Genomic DNA, 17,495 nt, shown 5'->3' with positions numbered 1-17,495 from the left:
GCCGGGACCCGGGCGGCCGCCCGGCGGTTCTCAGGCGCCGCCCCGGCCGGAGTCCGCCCGGGAGCCGTAACCGTTGCCGTTGCCGGAACCGCAGCCGGGGGTCGAGCCGTAGCCGGAGCTGTGGCCCGGGCCGCCGTCGTGCGCGCAGTCCTCGACGGCGAAGTCGTAGAGGGTGCCGTCGACGGCGATGTTGTCGACGTAGGTGTCCAGGGACGCGGTCGCGTCGCCGAGCCGGCCGACGTTGGCGATCACGCCGATGGCGCCGTCGCCCGCCGCGTCGCACGCGCCGACGTAGTCGGTGAGCGGGTGGTCGCTCTGGGCGGCGAAGCCGGCGACCGCGCGGGAGGTGCGCCACTGGGTGGAGCCGCCCGCGTCGAAGTGCCGCCAGGCGTCGGCGACCGCGCCGGTGCGGCCCTCGGAGTCGGTGGCCAGCTGCGGCTGGAAGCTCAGTGTGGTGAAGGCGCCCTGGCAGACTACGGGCAGCTGGAGGTTGGCGCCGAAGGGGATCGCGTCCGGGGTGGACGTCGCGCCCTTGACGTACAGGTCGTACGCCAGCGGACGGGCGGCCACCTCGGTGAGCGGCACGGCGGCGGTGAAGTAGTGCGCGGCCTGCGCCTGCTGGGCAGGGTCGTGGCCGGCGACGGCGAGGTGGAGGCTCCCGTCGTGGAAGACGGAGTCGGGGAACGGGGAGACCTCCTGGACGCCGTACGGGCGCCCGGCGTTGCTGGGGTCGTCCTGCAGCCGCAGCCAGGGCCCGTCCGGGCCGAGGTCGCCGGGCAGCACCCGCACCACGTTCGGCCGGGGGCGCGGCCCGTCCGGCGTCGCGGCCACGCCGGCCGCGGCCGGCAGGAACGCGGCGGGCAGGGCGGCCACCGCCGCGGCAACCAGCACTGATCTCACACGGGACATCGCGGGGGACTCCTTCTACGGGGTTTCGCTGGGGGACGGACCGATTCGTCCCTCGACGTCCACCCCGCCACTCCGTGCCCCCCGTTTTCCCACCCGAGCGGCCGCGCCCCTCGCGGCAAGGGCAACCCCAATAGGGGCGTGGGGAGCCCAGCGCCCCTGAAAGCCCCGCCCTTGGCGCGAAGGTCACCGCCCCGTGGAGGGGTCCCCCCCGCCGGGAGGCGAGAGGCGCACCCTGAGCGAGAGGAGTTCGCGGACACCGTGAAAAACGCAAAAGCAGCGCTCGCGCCCAAGTGGTCGGGGAGGGGCGAGCGCTGCTGTGTTGCGGCGTTCCGCACGCCGTTGTGCGGGACGTTTCGGGGGTCAGACCGCCAGGGGACGGTCCGTCGGGCGGATCGGGGCGGGCAGGGCGGAGGGCACCCCGGTGAGGTAGGCGTCGACCGCGCGCGCGGCCGAGCGCCCCTCGGCGATCGCCCACACGATCAGCGACTGGCCGCGGCCGGCGTCGCCGGCGACGAAGACGCCGTCCACGTTGGTGGCGTAGTCCTTGTCGCGGGCGATGTTGCCGCGGGCGTCCAGTTCGAGACCCAGCTGCTCGATCATGCCGTTGCTGCGGTCGGTGCCGGTGAAGCCCATGGCGAGGGTGACCAATTCGGCGGGGATGACCCGCTCGGTGCCCTCCTGCGGCACGAACCGCCCGTCCTCGAAGACGACCTCGACCAGGTGGAGTTCCTTGACGTTGCCGTCCTCATCGCCGGTGAAGCGCACGGTGTTGACGGCGTAGACGCGCTCGCCGCCCTCCTCGTGCGCGGAGGTCACCTTGTAGACCATCGGCATCGTCGGCCACGGCTGGTGCGCGGGCCGCTCGTCGGCGGGCCGCGGCATGATCTCCAGCTGGGTGACCGACAGCGCGCCCTGGCGGTGCGCGGTGCCGACGCAGTCCGCGCCGGTGTCGCCGCCGCCGATGACGACGACGTGCTTGCCCTCGGCGGTGATCGGGGGCGTCACGTAGTCGCCCTCCTGCACCTTGTTGGACAGCGGCAGGTACTCCATCGCCTGGTGGATGCCCTTGAGGTCGCGGCCCTCGACCGGCAGGTCGCGCCACTGGGTGGCGCCGGCCGCGATGACCACCGCGTCGTACCGCGCGGCGAGCTTGGCGGCATCGAGGTCGGTGCCGATCTGCACGCCGGTGCGGAACTTGGTGCCCTCCGCGCGCATCTGCTCGATGCGCCGGTTGATGTGCCGCTTCTCCATCTTGAACTCGGGGATGCCGTACCGCAGCAGCCCGCCGATCCGGTCGGCCCGCTCGTAGACGGCGACGGTGTGGCCGGCCCGGGTGAGCTGCTGGGCGGCGGCGAGCCCGGCCGGGCCCGAGCCGATGACGGCGACGGTCTTGCCGGACAGCCGGTCCGGCGGCTGCGGGGTGACCCCGCCGTTGTCCCACGCCTTGTCGATGATGGTGACCTCGACGTTCTTGATGGTCACCGGCGGCTGGTTGATGCCGAGCACGCAGGCGGACTCGCAGGGCGCCGGGCACAGCCGCCCGGTGAACTCCGGGAAGTTGTTGGTGGCGTGCAGCCGCTCGCTGGCGGCCTGCCAGTCCTCGCGGTAGGCGTAGTCGTTCCACTCGGGGATCAGGTTCCCCAGCGGGCAGCCGTTGTGGCAGAACGGGATGCCGCAGTCCATGCAGCGGCCGGCCTGCTGGGTGATGATCGGCAGCAGGCCGCCGGGCACGTACACCTCGCGCCAGTCCTGCCGGCGCTCCTCGACCGGGCGGGTCGGGTTGTTCTCACGCGGGGTGGTGAGGAAGCCCTTGGGGTCAGCCATTTGCCGCCTCCATCATCTTCGCGGTGGTCTCGGACTCGGAGAGCCCGGCCTGCTCGGCGGCGTTCTTGGCGGCGAGCACTGCCTTGTAGTCCCTCGGCATGACCTTGCCGAAGCGGGTGAGGGCGGCGCCCCAGTCGGCGAGCAGCCGCTCGGCGACGGTGGAGCCGGTCTCCTCGAAGTGGCGGCGCACCACGTCGTGCAGCCACGTGATGTCGTCGGCGGTGAGCTGCTCGACCTCGACCATGCCGGGGTTGACGCTGCCCGGGTCGAGGTCGAGGACGTAGGCGATGCCGCCGGACATGCCGGCCGCGAAGTTGCGGCCGGTGGTGCCCAGGACGACCGCGCGGCCGCCGGTCATGTACTCGCAGCCGTGGTCGCCGACACCCTCGGCGACCACGGTGGCACCGGAGTTGCGCACGCAGAACCGCTCGCCGGTACGGCCGCGCAGGAACAGCTCGCCGCCGGTGGCGCCGTAGGCGATGGTGTTGCCGGCGATGGTGGACTGCTCGGCGAGGTGGTCGGCGCCGCGGTCGGGGCGGACGATCACCCGGCCGCCGGACAGGCCCTTGCCCACGTAGTCGTTGGCGTCGCCCTCCAGGCGCAGGGTGATGCCCTTGGGCAGGAAGGCGCCGAAGGACTGGCCGGCGGAGCCGGTGAAGGTGATGTCGATGGTGTCCTCGGGCAGGCCCGCGCCGCCGTACTTCTTGGTCACCTCGTGGCCGAGCATGGTGCCGACCGTGCGGTTGACGTTGCGGATCGGCACCTGGGCACGCACCGGGGCGCCGGTGGCCAGCGCGTCGGCGGCGAGCCGGATCAGCTCGTTGTCCAGCGCCTTCTCCAGGCCGTGCTCCTGGCTGGTGACGCGGTGCCGGGCGGCGCCCTCGGGCAGGTCGGGGACGTAGAGCAGCGGGGCCAGGTCCAGGCCCTGCGCCTTCCAGTGGTCCACCGCGCGGGCCGCGTCGATGAGTTCGGCGTGGCCGACGGCCTCCTCGATGGAGCGGAAGCCGAGTTCGGCGAGCAGCTCGCGGACCTCCTCGGCGATGAACTCGAAGAAGTTCACCACGAACTCCGGCTTGCCGCTGAACCGCTCGCGCAGCACCGGGTTCTGGGTGGCCACGCCCACCGGGCAGGTGTCCAGGTGGCAGACCCGCATCATCACGCAGCCGGAGACGACCAGCGGCGCGGTGGCGAAGCCGAACTCCTCGGCGCCGAGCAGCGCGGCGATCACCACGTCCCGGCCAGTCTTGAGCTGGCCGTCGGTCTGCACCACGATCCGGTCCCGCAGCCCGTTGAGCAGCAGGGTCTGCTGGGTCTCGGCGAGGCCGAGTTCCCAGGGGCCGCCGGCGTGCTTCAGCGAGGTGAGCGGGGAGGCGCCGGTGCCGCCGTCGTGGCCGGAGATCAGCACGACGTCGGCGTGCGCCTTGGACACGCCCGCGGCCACGGTGCCGACGCCGACCTCGGAGACGAGCTTGACGTGCACCCGCGCCCTGGGGTTGGCGTTCTTCAGGTCGTGGATGAGCTGGGCGAGGTCCTCGATGGAGTAGATGTCGTGGTGCGGCGGCGGGGAGATCAGGCCGACGCCCGCGGTGGAGTGCCGGGTGCCGGCGATCCACGGGTAGACCTTGTGGCCGGGCAGCTGGCCGCCCTCGCCGGGCTTGGCGCCCTGGGCCATCTTGATCTGGATGTCGTCGGCGTTGACCAGGTACTCGGAGGTGACGCCGAACCGGCCGGAGGCGACCTGCTTGATGGCGCTGCGCCGGGCCGGGTCGTACAGCCGCTCGGGGTCCTCGCCGCCCTCGCCGGTGTTGGACTTGCCGCCGAGCTGGTTCATGGCGATGGCGAGCGTCTCGTGCGCCTCGCGGGAGATCGAGCCGTACGACATGGCGCCGGTGGAGAACCGGCGGACGATCTCGGCGACCGGCTCGACCTCCTCGATCGGCACCGGCGGCCGGTCGGACTTCAGGGCGAACAGGCCGCGCAGCGTCATCAGCCGCTCGGACTGCTCGTTCACCCGTGAGGTGTACTGCTTGAAGATGTCGTAGCGCCGGGTGCGGGTGGCGTGCTGGAGCCGGAAGACGGTCTCGGGGTCGAACAGGTGCGGCTCGCCCTCGCGGCGCCACTGGTACTCGCCGCCGATGTCCAGCCGGCGGTGCGCCGCGGGGATGCCGGAGACCGGGTACGCCTTGGCGTGCCGGGCGGCGACCTCGCGGGCGATGACGTCGATGCCGGCGCCGCCGATCTTGGTGTCGGTGAGGTGGAAGTAGGTGTCGACGAACTCCGCGTCCAGGCCGACCGCTTCGAAGACCTGCGCGCCGCGGTAGGAGGCGACGGTGGAGATGCCCATCTTGGACATGACCTTCAGCACGCCCTTGCCGAGCGCCTTGATCAGGTTGCGCAGGGCGGTGTCGGCGTCGATGCCGGGCAGGAAGGTGCCGGCCCGGACCAGGTCTTCCACCGACTCCATGGCGAGGTAGGGGTTGACGGCGGCGGCGCCGTAGCCGATGAGCAGGGCGACGTGGTGGACCTCGCGGACGTCGCCGGCCTCGACGAGCAGGCCGACCTGGGTGCGCTGCTTGGTGCGGATCAGGTGGTGGTGGACCGCGGAGGTGAGCAGCAGCGAGGGGATCGGGGCGTGCTCGGCGTCGGAGTGCCGGTCGGACAGCACGATCAGGCGGGCGCCGTCCTCTATGGCGGCGTCGGCCTCGGCGCAGATCTCGGTGAGCCGCGCGGACAGCGCCTCGCCGCCGCCGGCCACCCGGTACAGGCCGGACAGGGTGGCGGCCTTCAGGCCGGGCAGGTCGCCGTCGGCGTTGATGTGGATCAGCTTGGCGAGGTCGTCGTTGTCGATCACCGGGAAGGGCAGGGTGATGTTGCGACAGGACGCCGGGCTGGGCTCCAGCAGGTTTCCCGACGGGCCGATGACCGAGGTCAGGGAGGTGACCAGCTCCTCGCGGATGGCGTCCAGCGGCGGGTTGGTGACCTGGGCGAAGAGCTGGGTGAAGTAGTCGAAGAGCAGCCGCGGCCGGTCGGAGAGGGCGGCGATCGGCGAGTCGGTGCCCATCGAGCCGATCGGCTCGGCGCCGGTGCGGGCCATGGGCGCCAGCAGCACCCGCAGCTCCTCCTCGGTGTAGCCGAAGGTCTGCTGGCGGCGGGTGACCGAGGCGTGGGTGTGCACGATGTGCTCGCGCTCGGGCAGGTCGGCCAGGTGGATCAGGCCGGCGTCCAGCCAGTCCGCGTACGGGTGCTCGGCGGCGATGCCGGCCTTGATCTCGTCGTCCTCCACGATGCGGTGGGAGACGGTGTCGACCAGGAACATCCGGCCCGGCTGCAGCCGGCCCTTGCGGACCACCTTGGCGGGGTCGATCTCGTTGAGCACGCCGGATTCCGAGGCGAGCACGACCAGGCCGTCGTCGGTGACCCAGTAGCGGCCCGGGCGCAGCCCGTTGCGGTCCAGCACGGCGCCGGCCACCGAGCCGTCGGTGAAGGTGACGCAGGCCGGGCCGTCCCAGGGCTCCATGAGCGTGGAGTGGTACTGGTAGAAGGCGCGGCGGGCGGGGTCCATCGAGGTGTGGTTCTCCCACGCCTCGGGGATCATCATCAGCACGCTGTGCGGCAGCGAGCGGCCGCCGAGGTGGAGCAGTTCCAGCACCTCGTCGAAGGAGGCGGTGTCGGAGGCGCCGGGGGTGCAGACCGGGAAGACCCGCTCCAGGCCGCCGGCCGCTCCGGCCGGCCCGAACAGGTCGCTGGCCAGCTGGGACTCGCGGGCCCGCATCCAGTTGCGGTTGCCCTTGACGGTGTTGATCTCGCCGTTGTGCGCGACGAACCGGTACGGGTGGGCGAGCGGCCAGCTCGGGAAGGTGTTGGTGGAGAAGCGGGAGTGGACCAGCGCGATGGCGGTGGCGAACCGCTCGTCGGACAGGTCGGGGAAGAACGGCTCCAGCTGGCCGGTGGTCAGCATGCCCTTGTAGACGATGGTCCGCGCGGACAGCGACGGGAAGTACACCTCGGCCTCGCGCTCGGCGCGCTTGCGCAGCACGAAGGCGGGCCGGTCCAGCTCGATGCCGGAGCGGCGCGCCGGGCCTGCGTCGGCGACGAAGAGCTGGGCGAAGTACGGCATGGTGGAGCGGGCGGTGGCGCCGAGCAGGTCGGGGGCGGTGGGCACCTCGCGCCAGCCGAGGACGGTCAGGCCCTCCTCGGCGGCGATGCGCTCGATGGCGTCCACGGCCTTGGCGCGGTCGTCCGGCTCGACGGGCAGGAAGGCGAGGCCGGCCGCGTACTGCCCGGCGTCGGGCAGCTCGAAGTCCACGGCGGAGCGCAGGAAGGCGTCCGGGATCTGCAGCAGGATGCCCGCGCCGTCGCCGGAGTCCGGCTCGGCACCGGTCGCGCCGCGGTGTTCCAGGTTGCGCAGGACGGTCAGCGCCTGCTCCACGAGGCCATGGCTCGCCTCACCGGTGAGCGTGGCGACAAAGCCGACGCCGCAGGCGTCGTGCTCGTTGCGGGGGTCGTACATCCCCTGCGGGGCGGGGCGCCCGTCCATGAACGCGGAACGCGAACGCATGGCTCTCCCGTCGTCGTCTTTGGCTGGTATGCAGTGCCTGTCATAGGCATGCGCAACAGGGACGACGTTGGCCCTCTGCGATTTCGTGCAGGTTACATGATGGATGGATGTTCGAGAAGTGGATACCCGATTCCAGCATGTGGACGTACTCGCGGTTCTTCGGAGGATGGAACGATCAGTTCAGGCCAGTGTCGTACCGCGGTGTTTCCGGCTGCCGCACGCGGGGGTGCCCGCGCCCGGTGTGAGGAGGGGTGCCCGGAGCGTCGCCGGAACCTCGCCGGAAGCCGCCGAAAGCTCTGCCCGGTGCGTTACCGAGTGATGCCCCGTGCGACGGCGCCTGAAACGAAGCAGAAACGTGGGTTTGCAGGCGACCGCCCGCTCCTTCGAGCGTAACCGGCCGGCGGGCCGCGCGGAGGCCCCGCGCCCGGCGGGATCAGGCCGCCGTCAGCCGACAGCGGAGCCGATGAGGGTGCCCAACGCGAAGGTCAGCGCGCTCGCGGCACCGCCCAGGGCGAGCTGGCGCAGTCCGCTGAACCACCAGGACCGCGCGGTGACGCGGGCCACGGCCGCGCCGCAGGAGAACAGCCCGGCCAGCGCGAGGGCCACGGCCGGCCACAGGCTGTGCGCGCCCAGCAGGTAGGGCAGCACCGGCAGCAGGGCGCCCAGCGCGAAGGAGACGAAGGAGGAGGCCGCCGCCACCAGCGGCGAGGGCAGGTCGCCCGGGTCGACGCCCAGCTCCTCGCGGGCGTGGATCTCCAGCGCCTGCTCCGGGTCGGCCGACAGCTGCCGCGCCACCTCGTGCGCCAGTTCCGGCTCGACGCCACGGGCGATGTAGAGGTCGGCCAGCTCCCGCAGCTCCGCCTCGGGGTTGCGGTCCAGCTCGGTGCGCTCCACCGCCAGCTCCGCCTCGACCAGCTCCCGCTGGGAGGCCACCGAGGTGTACTCGCCCGCCGCCATGGAGAACGCGCCCGCGGCCAGCCCGGCCAGGCCGGTGACGACCACGGTCCTGGTGCTCACGTCGCCGCCGGCCACGCCCGTCATGAGCGCGAAGTTCGACACCAGGCCGTCCATGGCGCCGAACACCGCGGGCCGCAGCCAGCCGCCGCTGACGTCGCGGTGGGAGTGCGTCACCGGCTCGGGTGCGGCCTCGATCCCGCCGGGCAGACCGGGCAGGTCACCGGGGCCGTCGCCGTCCAGTCCCCGGGCACCCGGGGCGGACACGGTGCCGAAGTCGTGGGCAGCTGCGGTGGTCATGCACCGACCGTACGTGCAGTCCCCCCTCCCCCGCCAGCAAGGAAAGGCTGCCCTGACCTGCAAGAACAGTCCGCCGACGGCTACGGGAGAGCCTGCCGGGCCCCGCCGCGGCCCGCCCCGGACCTGTGCCGGGGTGCCCTGCGGCCGAGCCCACCTGCGATTTCGCACCGGGCCCGCAAACCCGGCTTCCGGCGAGTCCCGCGTCGGCCACACCAGGGCCGCGGAACGCGCTTCAGGTGGGGCCGGACAAGCGGGTACGGGCTGCCGCCCCGGCTCCGGGCCGCCTGCGGACCGCCGGAACAGCCCCGGGACGGCGGCCTCGGCCCGTGGCGGCGCGGCCGTGGACCGGCGCCGGATCGGCGGCCTCGGACCGCGGCGGCGCAGCCGTGGGCCGGGCCGGTTCCGCCATGGAACGGGCTGAAGGTGTCCCGCCCCGGAAACGGGCTCAGGCCGGCTTCGAGGCGCCTTCGGGCTCGTCGGCGGGCTGCTCGGACGATTCGGGCTTGGTCGGCTCGGTCGGCGCGGGGTCCTGGCCGGAAGCCTCCGGGTCGGCGGCAGCGGGGGCGGCGGCCTCGGCCGCGGTCGGCGCGGACTCCTGGTCGCCGTCCTCGGCGCCCTTCGCGCCTGCCTCGCCCGCGACGGCCGGGACCGGCTCGCCGTCCGGCTCGACGACCTCCTCGCGGCCCGGCCGCAGGCGGGCGGACAGGACCATGTAGAGCACGGCGGCGGTGAAGACGATGATCGCCGTCCAGTCGTTCAGCCGCAGGCCCAGGATGTGGTGGGCGTAGTCGGACCGCATGTGCTCGATCCAGAACCGCCCGGCGCAGTAGGCCGCCACGTACAGCGCGAAGGCGCGGCCGTGACCGAGCCGGAAGCGGCGGTCCGCCCACAGCACGAGCAGGGCGACGCCGATGCACCACAGGCACTCGTACAGGAACGTCGGCTGGTAGATCCCCGGCACCCGGTCGCCCGCGGTGCTGGTGATCTTCAGGCCCCAGGGCAGGTGGGTGGGGTTGCCGTAGAGCTCCTGGTTGAACCAGTTGCCCCAGCGGCCGATGGCCTGGGCGAAGGCGATGCCGGGCGCGATGGCGTCCGCGTACGCCGGCAGCGCGATGCCCCGGCGGCGGCAGCCGATCCAGGCGCCGAGCGCGCCGAGCGCGATGGCGCCCCAGATGCCGAGGCCGCCCTCCCAGATCTTGAAGGCGTTGACCCAGTCCTTGCCGTTGGTGAAGTACAGCTCGTAGTCGGTGATCACGTGGTACAGGCGACCGCCGACCAGACCGAAGGGCACCGCCCACACCGCGATGTCGGCCACCGTGTTCGGCTTGCCGCCGCGGGCGATCCAGCGCTTGTTGCCGAGCCAGACGGCCACGAAGACACCGATGATGATGCAGAAGGCGTAGCCGCGCAGCGGAATCGGTCCGAGGTGGACGACACCGTGGGAGGGGCTGGGGATGTATGCGAGGTCCATGGCATTGCCGACGCTACCGCAGCCGGGCGGATCGTAGGGCGACCCGACCGGCTACGTATGGATAACGTACCGGCGGTACGGGGCATCCCGGGCCGGTCCGCGGCCGCGTGGGCCCCGGTCAGGACGGAGGTCGGCACGGGGGTCAGGACGGGCTGGGGGCCGTGGTGACCGTGCCGGGCTTCTTGCCCTTGTTCGCCGCCTGGACCATCTGCCGCAGCGAGTCCGGGGTGAGGGAGGCGTTGCTGTAGATGTTCTTGCCGTTGAGCAGCACCGTCGGGGTGGAATTGAAGCCGGCCGCGTTGAAGGCGTCGTTGGACTTCTTCACCCAGGGCTTGTGGGTGCCGCCGGTCACACAGGCGGTGAAGGCGGGGGTCTTCAGGCCGGGCACCTTCCCGGCGAGGGTGAGCAGGGTGGTGCTGTCGGCGAACTTGTCGTCCTGCTCGTCGGGCTGGTTGCTGTAGAGGACGTCGTGGTACGGGCGGAACTTGTCCTGGTCCTGGGCACAGGCGGCCGCGTTCGCCGCGTTCAGTGAGCCGGAGCCGCCGAGGTTGCCGTCGATGAGGGTCACCAGGTGGTACTCGGTGCGCATCGCGCCGCTGTCCTCCAGGCTGTGGATCGTCGGCGTGAAGGTCTTCTCGAAGGCGTCGCAGGCCGGGCAGCGGAAGTCCTCGTAGATGGTCAGGGTCGAGGGCGCGTCCGCGGCGCCGACCGGGATCACGAGGCTGTCCTTGCCGATGGCGCCCTTCGGGGCGATCACGCGGCCCGCGCTGTCGCTGCCGCCGCTGCTGCCGTGGTCGGCGACGGCGACGCCGATGCCGGCGGCGGCCCCCAGTACGACGACCACGCCGGCCGCCACCGTCAGGGTGCGCTTGCGCTTGGCCCGCGCCCTGTCCCTCTCACGCTGCGCCCGAAGCGCCTCGCGGGCGCTGCGTTTCGCGTCACGGTTCCTTTGGCTCACGCCCCAGCCAACTGCCTGCGGCGCCTACGGGTTACGGCTCCCCGCCGCGGGGGTTCGCCGCCGCTGCCGCCTGCACCCCGCCGTGAGCTTGTCGCGCAGTTCCCCGCGCCCCCAAGAACGGCAACCCATCTGCCCCACGGGGCCCAATGCCGTCCCAAGGACGGTGGCCTCTTCCCGCGCAGTTCCCCGCGCCCCTATTGAGCTTGCCCTTGCGCGCACAGCGAGCCCCGTACCACCCAGGGGCGCGGGGAACTGCGTGACCAGCCCAGAACCGGCCTGGCGGCCGGGCACGGCGAGGTGGAGGCAGACGCGTAGCCGAAGGGGCGCGGGAACTGCGCGACAAGCCCAAGGCGGGCTGCACGCGGCGACTGCGGGGAACCCCTACGGCGGGGAGCCGTACTCGGGCGCGGGGGCGGAACCCGGTGCCGTAGGGGACCCCGCGAGGGGGGAGCCGGGGCCGTTCAGGCGGAAGGCCGGCGCACTCCCTGGGCCAGGGCCGCCGCCAGCTCGCGGACCGCGGCCACGCCGGAGGCCAGATCATCCCCGTGCGTGAGGATCGCCTTCACGAAGGCGGAGCCCACGATCACCCCGTCGGCGAAAGCGGCGACCTCCGCCGCCTGCGCGGCGTTGGAGACGCCGAGCCCGACGCACACCGGAAGATCCGTCACCGCCCGGGTGCGGCGGACGAGATCGGCCGCCTGCGCGCCGACGGAGTCCCGCGTCCCCGTCACCCCCATGAGCGAGGCCGCGTAGACGAAGCCGGAACCCGCCGCGGTGATGCGGGCGAGCCGCTCGTCGCGGCTGGAGGGCGCCACGACGAACACGGTGGCGAGCCCGTGCGCGAACGCCGCCTTGCGCCACCCCTCGGACTCCTCCACCGGCAGGTCCGGCAGGATGCACCCGGCCCCGCCCGCGGCGGCGAGTTCGGCCGCGAACCGCTCCACGCCGTAGCGGTCGACGGGGTTCCAGTACGTCATGACGAGCACCGGCTTCCCGGTCGCCTCGAACGCCTCCCGCACGGTCCGCAGCACGTCCGCGATCCGCACGTGGTTGCGGTTGAGCGCGATGTCGTCGGCGGTCTGGATGACCGGCCCGTCGAGCACGGGGTCGCTGTGCGGCAGCCCCACCTCGACGATGTCCGCGCCGCCCTCGAACGCCGCCTTGACCGCCTCGATCCCGCCGTCCACGGTCGGGAAGCCCGCCGGGAGGTACGCGACGAGCGCGGCCCGGCCCTCGGCCCGCGCGCCGGCGATGGCCTGCTCGAGCAGGGTGATGTTGCCGCTCACTGGACCGCTCCCTCGTGCTCCTCGTCCACGTCGTCCGTGGGGTCGTACAGCCCGAAGTAGCGGGCCGCGGTGTCCATGTCCTTGTCGCCGCGCCCCGACAGGTTGACCACGAGCAGGCCCTCGGGGCCCAGTTCGCGGCCGATCTCCAGCGCCCCGGCCAGCGCGTGGGCGCTCTCGATCGCCGGGATGATGCCCTCGGTGCGCGACAGCAGCCGCAGCGCCTGCATGGCCGCGTCGTCGGTGACGGCGCGGTACTCGGCCCGGCCGGTGTCCTTGAGGTAGGAGTGCTCGGGACCGACGCCGGGGTAGTCCAGGCCGGCCGAGATGGAGTACGGCTCGGTGATCTGGCCCTCGTCGTCCTGCAGCACGTAGGAGCGGGAGCCGTGCAGGATGCCGGGCTCGCCCGCGGTCAGCGTGGCCGCGTGCTCGCCGGTCGCCACGCCGTGCCCGGCCGGCTCGCAGCCCACCAGCCGGACGCCCGCGTCGGGCAGGAACGCGTGGAAGAGCCCCATCGCATTGGAGCCGCCGCCCACGCAGGCCACGGCCGCGTCGGGCAGCCGTCCGGTTCGCTCCAGCAGCTGGCGCCTGGCCTCCACACCGATCACCCGGTGGAAGTCGCGCACCAGCGCGGGGAAGGGGTGCGGCCCGGCGACGGTGCCGAACAGGTAGTGGGTGCGGTCGACGTTGGCGACCCAGTCGCGGAACGCCTCGTTGATCGCGTCCTTCAGGGTGCGGCTGCCGGACTTCACGGCCACCACCTCGGCGCCGAGCATGCGCATCCGCGCCACGTTCAGCGCCTGGCGGCGGGTGTCGACCTCGCCCATGTAGATCGTGCACTCCAGGCCGAACAGGGCGCACGCGGTGGCGGTGGCGACGCCGTGCTGGCCGGCGCCGGTCTCGGCGATCACCCGGGTCTTGCCCATCCGGCGGGTGAGCAGGGCCTGGCCGAGGACGTTGTTGATCTTGTGGGAGCCGGTGTGGTTGAGGTCCTCGCGCTTGAGGAAGACGCGGGCGCCGCCGGCCTCGCGGGCGAACCGCGGCACTTCGGTCAGGGCGCTGGGACGGCCGGTGTAGTCGGCCATCAGCGCGTCGAGTTCGGCGGCGAAGGCGGGGTCGGCCTTCGCCTTCTCGTACTCGGCGGCGACCTCGTCCACGGCGGCGACGAGGGCTTCGGGGATGAACTTGCCGCCGAAGACCCCGAAGTAGCCCTCCGGGGTGGGGACGGGGCCTTCGGTGTCGGGCAGGAAGAAGACAGGTTTCTCCGGTGATCCGGACATACGGGTTCCCTGGTACGTGGGTGGGTGGATGGCTGGTGCGGCTGGTTCAGCCGCGGCACCATCGCCGGCCGTTCACCTGGCCGGGCTCGCACCCGATCACGTACCGCACCCGCCGCCCCAGCACGCGCCGCGCCGGCGCACGGCACCCGCGCGGCTTGCACCCGCGGGCGAGGCGGCTCTCGATCGACACGGTCGTATCCTACCGGCTGGCGGGGGTACGGCTCCCCGCCGCGGGGGTTCCTCGCCGTTGCCGTGCGCAGCCTCGCCGTGGCTGGTCGCGCAGTTCCTCCCCCAGAGCTTCGCCCGGGGGTCCCCCAGCGTCCCGAAGAAACGGCAACCCGCCGTAGGAGGTTCTGCGCGTCCCCGGCCGCGGCCCGGATGTGGCTGGTCGCGCAGTTCCTCCCCCAGAGCTTCGCCCGGGGGTACCCCCAGCGCCCCTGAGGTGACACGCCTTGCCCTTCGCGCCAAGGGCGAACCCCATAGGGGCGCGGGGAGCCGCGCGACACGCCACAATGGCGCGGCTGTCGGCGACGGGACAGGAACCCCCGCGGCGGGGAGCCGTAACCCCCGTGGCCTGCGGAGCTACTCGCGGGTGCGCAGGGCGGGGTGGGCGCCTGCCGCGACGAGGTCGGCCACGGCGGTACGGGGGTCGCGCCCCGTGACCAGGGACTCGCCGACGAGAACCGCGTCGGCGCCGTCGTGGGCGTAGGCGATCAGGTCGTGGGGACCGCGCACGCCGGACTCAGCGACCTTCACGATGTGCTCGGGAATCTCCGGCGCGAGCCGCGCGAAGGTGTCCCGGTCGACCTCGAGCGTCTTGAGGTTGCGCGCGTTGACCCCGATCACGCGGGCCCCGGCGTCCACCGCCCGACGCACCTCCTCCTCGTCGTGCACCTCGACGATCGGGGTGAGCCCGATGGACCCGGCCCGCTCGATGAGCGAGACCAGCGCGGGCTGCTCCAGCGCGGCGACGATCAGCAGCGCGAGGTCCGCCCCGTAGGCCCGCGCCTCCCACAGCTGGTACGCGGTGACGATGAAGTCCTTGCGCAGCACGGGGATGTCCACCCGCGCCCGCACCGCCTCCAGGTCGGCGAGCGAACCGCCGAACCGGCGCTGCTCGGTGAGGACGCTGATCGCGGCGGCGCCGCCCGCCTCGTAGTCGGCGGCGAGCCCCGCGGGGTCCGCGATGGCGGCGAGCGCGCCCTTGGACGGGCTGGCCCGCTTCACCTCGCAGATGACCTTGACGCCCTCACCGCGCAGCGCGGCCACCCCGTCGCGGGCGTCGCGGGCGCGGGCGGCGCGCTCCTTCAGCTCGTCCAGTGTCACGCGGGCCTGGCGCTCGCCGAGGTCGGCTCGTACTCCGTCGATGATCTCGTCGAGCACACTCACGCGAGCTTCCCCTTCCGGCGGGACGAGCAGCGAAATGATCAAGCCAGCGGGGGTCGTCCACCGGCACTCCGATGGTATCCGGCGGGGGCCGCCGGGCCCGAATCGCAGCCGTCGCGATCCCGCTGCCTGGACAAACGTCTTTCCGGCCGCCGCGCGGGGGGCCGCGCGGATCAGGGCGCCAGCGCGGCGCCGAAGGGCAGGTTCCGGACAACGGTGAAGGCGAGCACGAGGGCGAGCAGCGCCCACCGGTGGGACGGCCGCAGCACCGGCTCGAACGGCCGGCCGCGCACCGCCCGCACCAGCCACACCGCCCACACGACGGCGAAGACGGCGTACCCGGCGACGGCCAGCGCGTTGCAGCCGAGCGCGGTGCCGAACCGGCCGTGGGCGACGGCGTAGGCGCTGCGCAGGCCGCCGCAGCCGGGGCAGTAGACGCCGGTGTAGTACAGCAGCGGGCAGACCGGGTAGTGGCCGGGGGTGTTGGGGTCGACGGCCCCGACGTAGGCGAAGCCGCCGGCGACGGCGGCGAGGACGCCCAGCGGGACGGCGGCGCGGCGCACGGCACCCGGACGGGGCGCAGCCGCGGGCGCTGCCGGGAGCGGCCGGGTCTGCGAGGGCGGCAGCGTGCCGCGGACGGGGGGCGTCACGGGGCCGATTCTGCCGCCGGACGCACGAAGGCGCAGCGCGCGGACGCGGGGTCCGCTGCTGCGCCCTTGCATGGGTGTCCGCCGTACGGGCGAAGGGGGCCGAACAGCCGGCGAGGCGGTCCGAAGAAGGGCCACGAAAGACGGGCCCCGGAAGAAGGGCCTCAGACCTGGGCCGGGGTCTCCGACTCCTTGGCTTCCTTGCCGGCGGGGACCGGGGAGGTCTCGATCGGCTCGTAGTGCTGGCCCAGGCCCATCATCTTCATGATTCCGCCGACGACCGCGCCGAGCAGGATCAGGCCGATGCCGATCCAGAATCCGGGCACGTTGTCCGCGACGGTGAAGCCGCCGGCCAGGAGGAATCCGACGAAGGCGATGATCACGCCGGTCCACGCGGCGGGGGTGTGTCCGTGACCGTGCGATGCCGCCATGAGTGCTCCCTGCAGTTCCGTCGGGGCGTTCTTCGCCACACGCTTTCGCCCCCATTGTTGCGCGTGTGGCCCCCGCCCCGCGCACGGGGGTCCCGTGTCCCGGGACCCGCGCCGGGACCGGCACGGCGACGGGCGGACGGAAGCGGACGGGAAGCCGCCGAGCGGCCACCCGGGCGACGCGGGAAGCCCGCCGCCGCCCGGAACCGCCCCGGGCCCGGGCCCGGCCCCGATGGCCGCGGCCCAGCGGCGAGGGCGGTGGGAGCGGTGAGAGCACTGCGGGTGCTGCGGGTGCTGCGGGCGCTTGGCCGTGGCGCCCGGCCGGCGAGGGGCGATTCTCGGACCGGCGGCCGTGCGGGAGCATCGCCCGCACACTGAGCCGCACGCTGAGCGGCCGGACCGGCCGGCCGCCCGCGGCAGGGCTCAGCAGGGGCTCAACTCGCGGGCCGGGAAGCAGTCGCCGCCGCGTCCGCACGGCCCCGGTCTGATCGACGGACCGGCGCGACGCACCGGAACGCCGGCCCGCACGGCCGTTTCCCGGCCGGGCTGCTCAGTCCGTGGGGTCCTCGCCGCGGTCGAGGGCCTTCCACAGGTCCTCGGGGCGGTCGGGGTCGACGGGGGCCGGGGCCGCGGTACGGGCGCGGCGGGTGGCGGGCTTGGCGCCGGGACGGTCATAGCGGCCGGACATCGCGGGCCAGCGCGAGCCGTGGCGCAGGGCGAGGAGCCCGGCGGCCAGCAGCAGCAGGCCGCCGGCGAGCGAGACGTACGGCCAGCCGGTGGTGCTGGTGTGCAGCGCGGTGGCGTGGGTGAGGCCGGTGGCCGCGGCGGCCGCGGAGTCCAGCGGGCCGTGGTCGCTGCCGCGCAGGAGAGCGGCCAGGACGACCCCGAGGCCACTGAGCGCGAGCAGGCCGGAGACGAGGTAGCGGCCGGCACGGCGTACGGCGAAGACGGCGACGAGCGAGGCGAGCCCGACCAGCGCGAGGGCGCCGGGCAGCGCGGTCATCTGGCTGCCGGTCGCGTGGACGTGCAGTGAGCTGACGCCGTCCGCCGTCTCGCCCCTGGCCCAGGTCTTGCCCGCGGCGAGCAGCACGAGCCCGGCGCCGACGGCCCCGCTGCCGAGTGCGACAGCGAGCACGCGGTAGGCACGGCGCTTGTCGGCGTCTCCCGCCCGCCGTACGACAGCGGGCGCCCCCTCACCGCTTTCCGGGGCACCCTGGGCGCGGCCGTGCGGCCCGGCCCCCGCAGCGCCCTCGCCACCGGGCTCGCCACCGGCGTGCGCCGATGCGTCGGCGCCGCCCTGCGAACCAGCCGCGGAACCGTCCCGCGCTCCCTCCGGCGGGGCGGCCTGCGCGCCGACCCGGGCGCCGGCGTGCACGACAGCCTCCGAGCCGCTGTCCGCGGCTTCGGCGCCGCCCTGCGAGCCCACCACGGAACCGTCCCGCTCCCCCTCCGGCGAGGCGGCCTCCGTACCAAGCCGGGCGCCGGCCTGCGCCGCAG

13 protein-coding genes are annotated in these 17,495 nt (G+C 73.6%); all 13 read right to left on the bottom strand.

Annotated elements, in window-relative coordinates; all coding sequences use genetic code 11:
- Nucleotides 1-30 precede the first annotated feature (30 nt).
- The 13 genes from BLR33_RS13375 to BLR33_RS36105 all read right to left on the bottom strand — a co-directional run bounded on the left by BLR33_RS13375 (nucleotide 31) and on the right by BLR33_RS36105 (nucleotide 17,133).
- Complete coding sequence (locus tag BLR33_RS13375; protein WP_143031686.1) at nucleotides 31-909, bottom strand: hypothetical protein; 879 nt, start codon at nucleotides 907-909, stop codon at nucleotides 31-33.
- Nucleotides 910-1,269: 360 nt separating this feature from the next.
- Complete coding sequence (locus tag BLR33_RS13370) at nucleotides 1,270-2,733, bottom strand: glutamate synthase subunit beta (RefSeq protein WP_093784614.1); 1,464 nt, start codon at nucleotides 2,731-2,733, stop codon at nucleotides 1,270-1,272.
- Nucleotides 2,726-7,291: a glutamate synthase large subunit gene (gene gltB / locus BLR33_RS13365; RefSeq protein WP_093784613.1), complete on the bottom strand. Its 4,566-nt coding sequence runs from the start codon at nucleotides 7,289-7,291 to the stop codon at nucleotides 2,726-2,728. The genes BLR33_RS13370 and gltB overlap by 8 nt, the downstream gene beginning before the upstream one ends.
- Nucleotides 7,292-7,735: 444 nt before the next feature.
- Nucleotides 7,736-8,545 (bottom strand): VIT1/CCC1 transporter family protein, encoded by an 810-nt coding sequence (locus BLR33_RS13360; protein WP_093784612.1) that lies wholly within the window; start codon nucleotides 8,543-8,545, stop codon nucleotides 7,736-7,738.
- A 445-nt stretch (nucleotides 8,546-8,990) separates the two neighbouring features.
- Entirely contained in the window at nucleotides 8,991-10,016 is a 1,026-nt protein-coding gene (gene lgt, locus BLR33_RS13355) for a prolipoprotein diacylglyceryl transferase (RefSeq protein ID WP_093784611.1), read from the bottom strand.
- 142 nt (nucleotides 10,017-10,158) lie between these two features.
- Entirely contained in the window at nucleotides 10,159-10,974 is an 816-nt protein-coding gene (locus BLR33_RS13350; RefSeq protein WP_093784610.1) for a DsbA family protein, read from the bottom strand.
- A gap of 461 nt (nucleotides 10,975-11,435) precedes the next feature.
- The gene (gene trpA / locus BLR33_RS13345; protein WP_093784609.1) at nucleotides 11,436-12,260 is read right to left on the bottom strand and encodes a tryptophan synthase subunit alpha; all 825 of its coding nucleotides are present in this window, start codon (nucleotides 12,258-12,260) and stop codon (nucleotides 11,436-11,438) included.
- A complete protein-coding gene (gene trpB, locus BLR33_RS13340) occupies nucleotides 12,257-13,537 on the bottom strand; it encodes a tryptophan synthase subunit beta (RefSeq protein ID WP_093784608.1) in 1,281 nt (426 codons plus the stop codon). Before trpB ends, trpA begins: the two co-directional genes overlap by 4 nt.
- A 46-nt stretch (nucleotides 13,538-13,583) precedes the next feature.
- Nucleotides 13,584-13,727: a tryptophan biosynthesis modulator TrpM gene (trpM, locus tag BLR33_RS37130; protein ID WP_407639669.1), complete on the bottom strand. Its 144-nt coding sequence runs from the start codon at nucleotides 13,725-13,727 to the stop codon at nucleotides 13,584-13,586.
- 392 nt (nucleotides 13,728-14,119) lie between these two features.
- Complete coding sequence (gene trpC / locus BLR33_RS13335) at nucleotides 14,120-14,926, bottom strand: indole-3-glycerol phosphate synthase TrpC (RefSeq protein ID WP_093784607.1); 807 nt, start codon at nucleotides 14,924-14,926, stop codon at nucleotides 14,120-14,122.
- Nucleotides 14,927-15,096: 170 nt separating this feature from the next.
- Nucleotides 15,097-15,573 (bottom strand): DUF2752 domain-containing protein, encoded by a 477-nt coding sequence (locus tag BLR33_RS13330; RefSeq protein ID WP_407639668.1) that lies wholly within the window; start codon nucleotides 15,571-15,573, stop codon nucleotides 15,097-15,099.
- Nucleotides 15,574-15,734: 161 nt separating this feature from the next.
- Nucleotides 15,735-16,001 carry an HGxxPAAW family protein gene (locus BLR33_RS13325; protein WP_093784605.1) on the bottom strand — a complete coding sequence of 89 codons (267 nt, stop codon included), beginning with the start codon at nucleotides 15,999-16,001 and terminating at the stop codon, nucleotides 15,735-15,737.
- 547 nt (nucleotides 16,002-16,548) lie between these two features.
- Entirely contained in the window at nucleotides 16,549-17,133 is a 585-nt protein-coding gene (locus BLR33_RS36105) for a TIGR02234 family membrane protein (protein ID WP_245771400.1), read from the bottom strand.
- Between the last annotated feature and the right edge of the window lie 362 nt (nucleotides 17,134-17,495).

This window comes from Actinacidiphila guanduensis (genome assembly GCF_900103985.1).
In the GTDB taxonomy this organism is placed as follows: Bacteria; Actinomycetota; Actinomycetes; order Streptomycetales; family Streptomycetaceae; genus Actinacidiphila; species Actinacidiphila guanduensis.
This window is presented reverse-complemented; position numbering and strand designations above follow the sequence as displayed.

What these genes read in the sequence shown, in the direction of transcription:
- BLR33_RS13375 (WP_143031686.1), bottom strand. Translation starts at nt 909, where the DNA reads ATGTCCCGTGTGAGATCAGTGCTGGTTGCCGCGGCGGTGGCCGCCCTG.
- BLR33_RS13370 (WP_093784614.1), bottom strand. Translation starts at nt 2,733, where the DNA reads ATGGCTGACCCCAAGGGCTTCCTCACCACCCCGCGTGAGAACAACCCG.
- gltB (WP_093784613.1), bottom strand. Translation starts at nt 7,291, where the DNA reads ATGCGTTCGCGTTCCGCGTTCATGGACGGGCGCCCCGCCCCGCAGGGG.
- BLR33_RS13360 (WP_093784612.1), bottom strand. Translation starts at nt 8,545, where the DNA reads ATGACCACCGCAGCTGCCCACGACTTCGGCACCGTGTCCGCCCCGGGT.
- lgt (WP_093784611.1), bottom strand. Translation starts at nt 10,016, where the DNA reads ATGGACCTCGCATACATCCCCAGCCCCTCCCACGGTGTCGTCCACCTC.
- trpB (WP_093784608.1), bottom strand. Translation starts at nt 13,537, where the DNA reads ATGTCCGGATCACCGGAGAAACCTGTCTTCTTCCTGCCCGACACCGAA.
- BLR33_RS13325 (WP_093784605.1), bottom strand. Translation starts at nt 16,001, where the DNA reads ATGGCGGCATCGCACGGTCACGGACACACCCCCGCCGCGTGGACCGGC.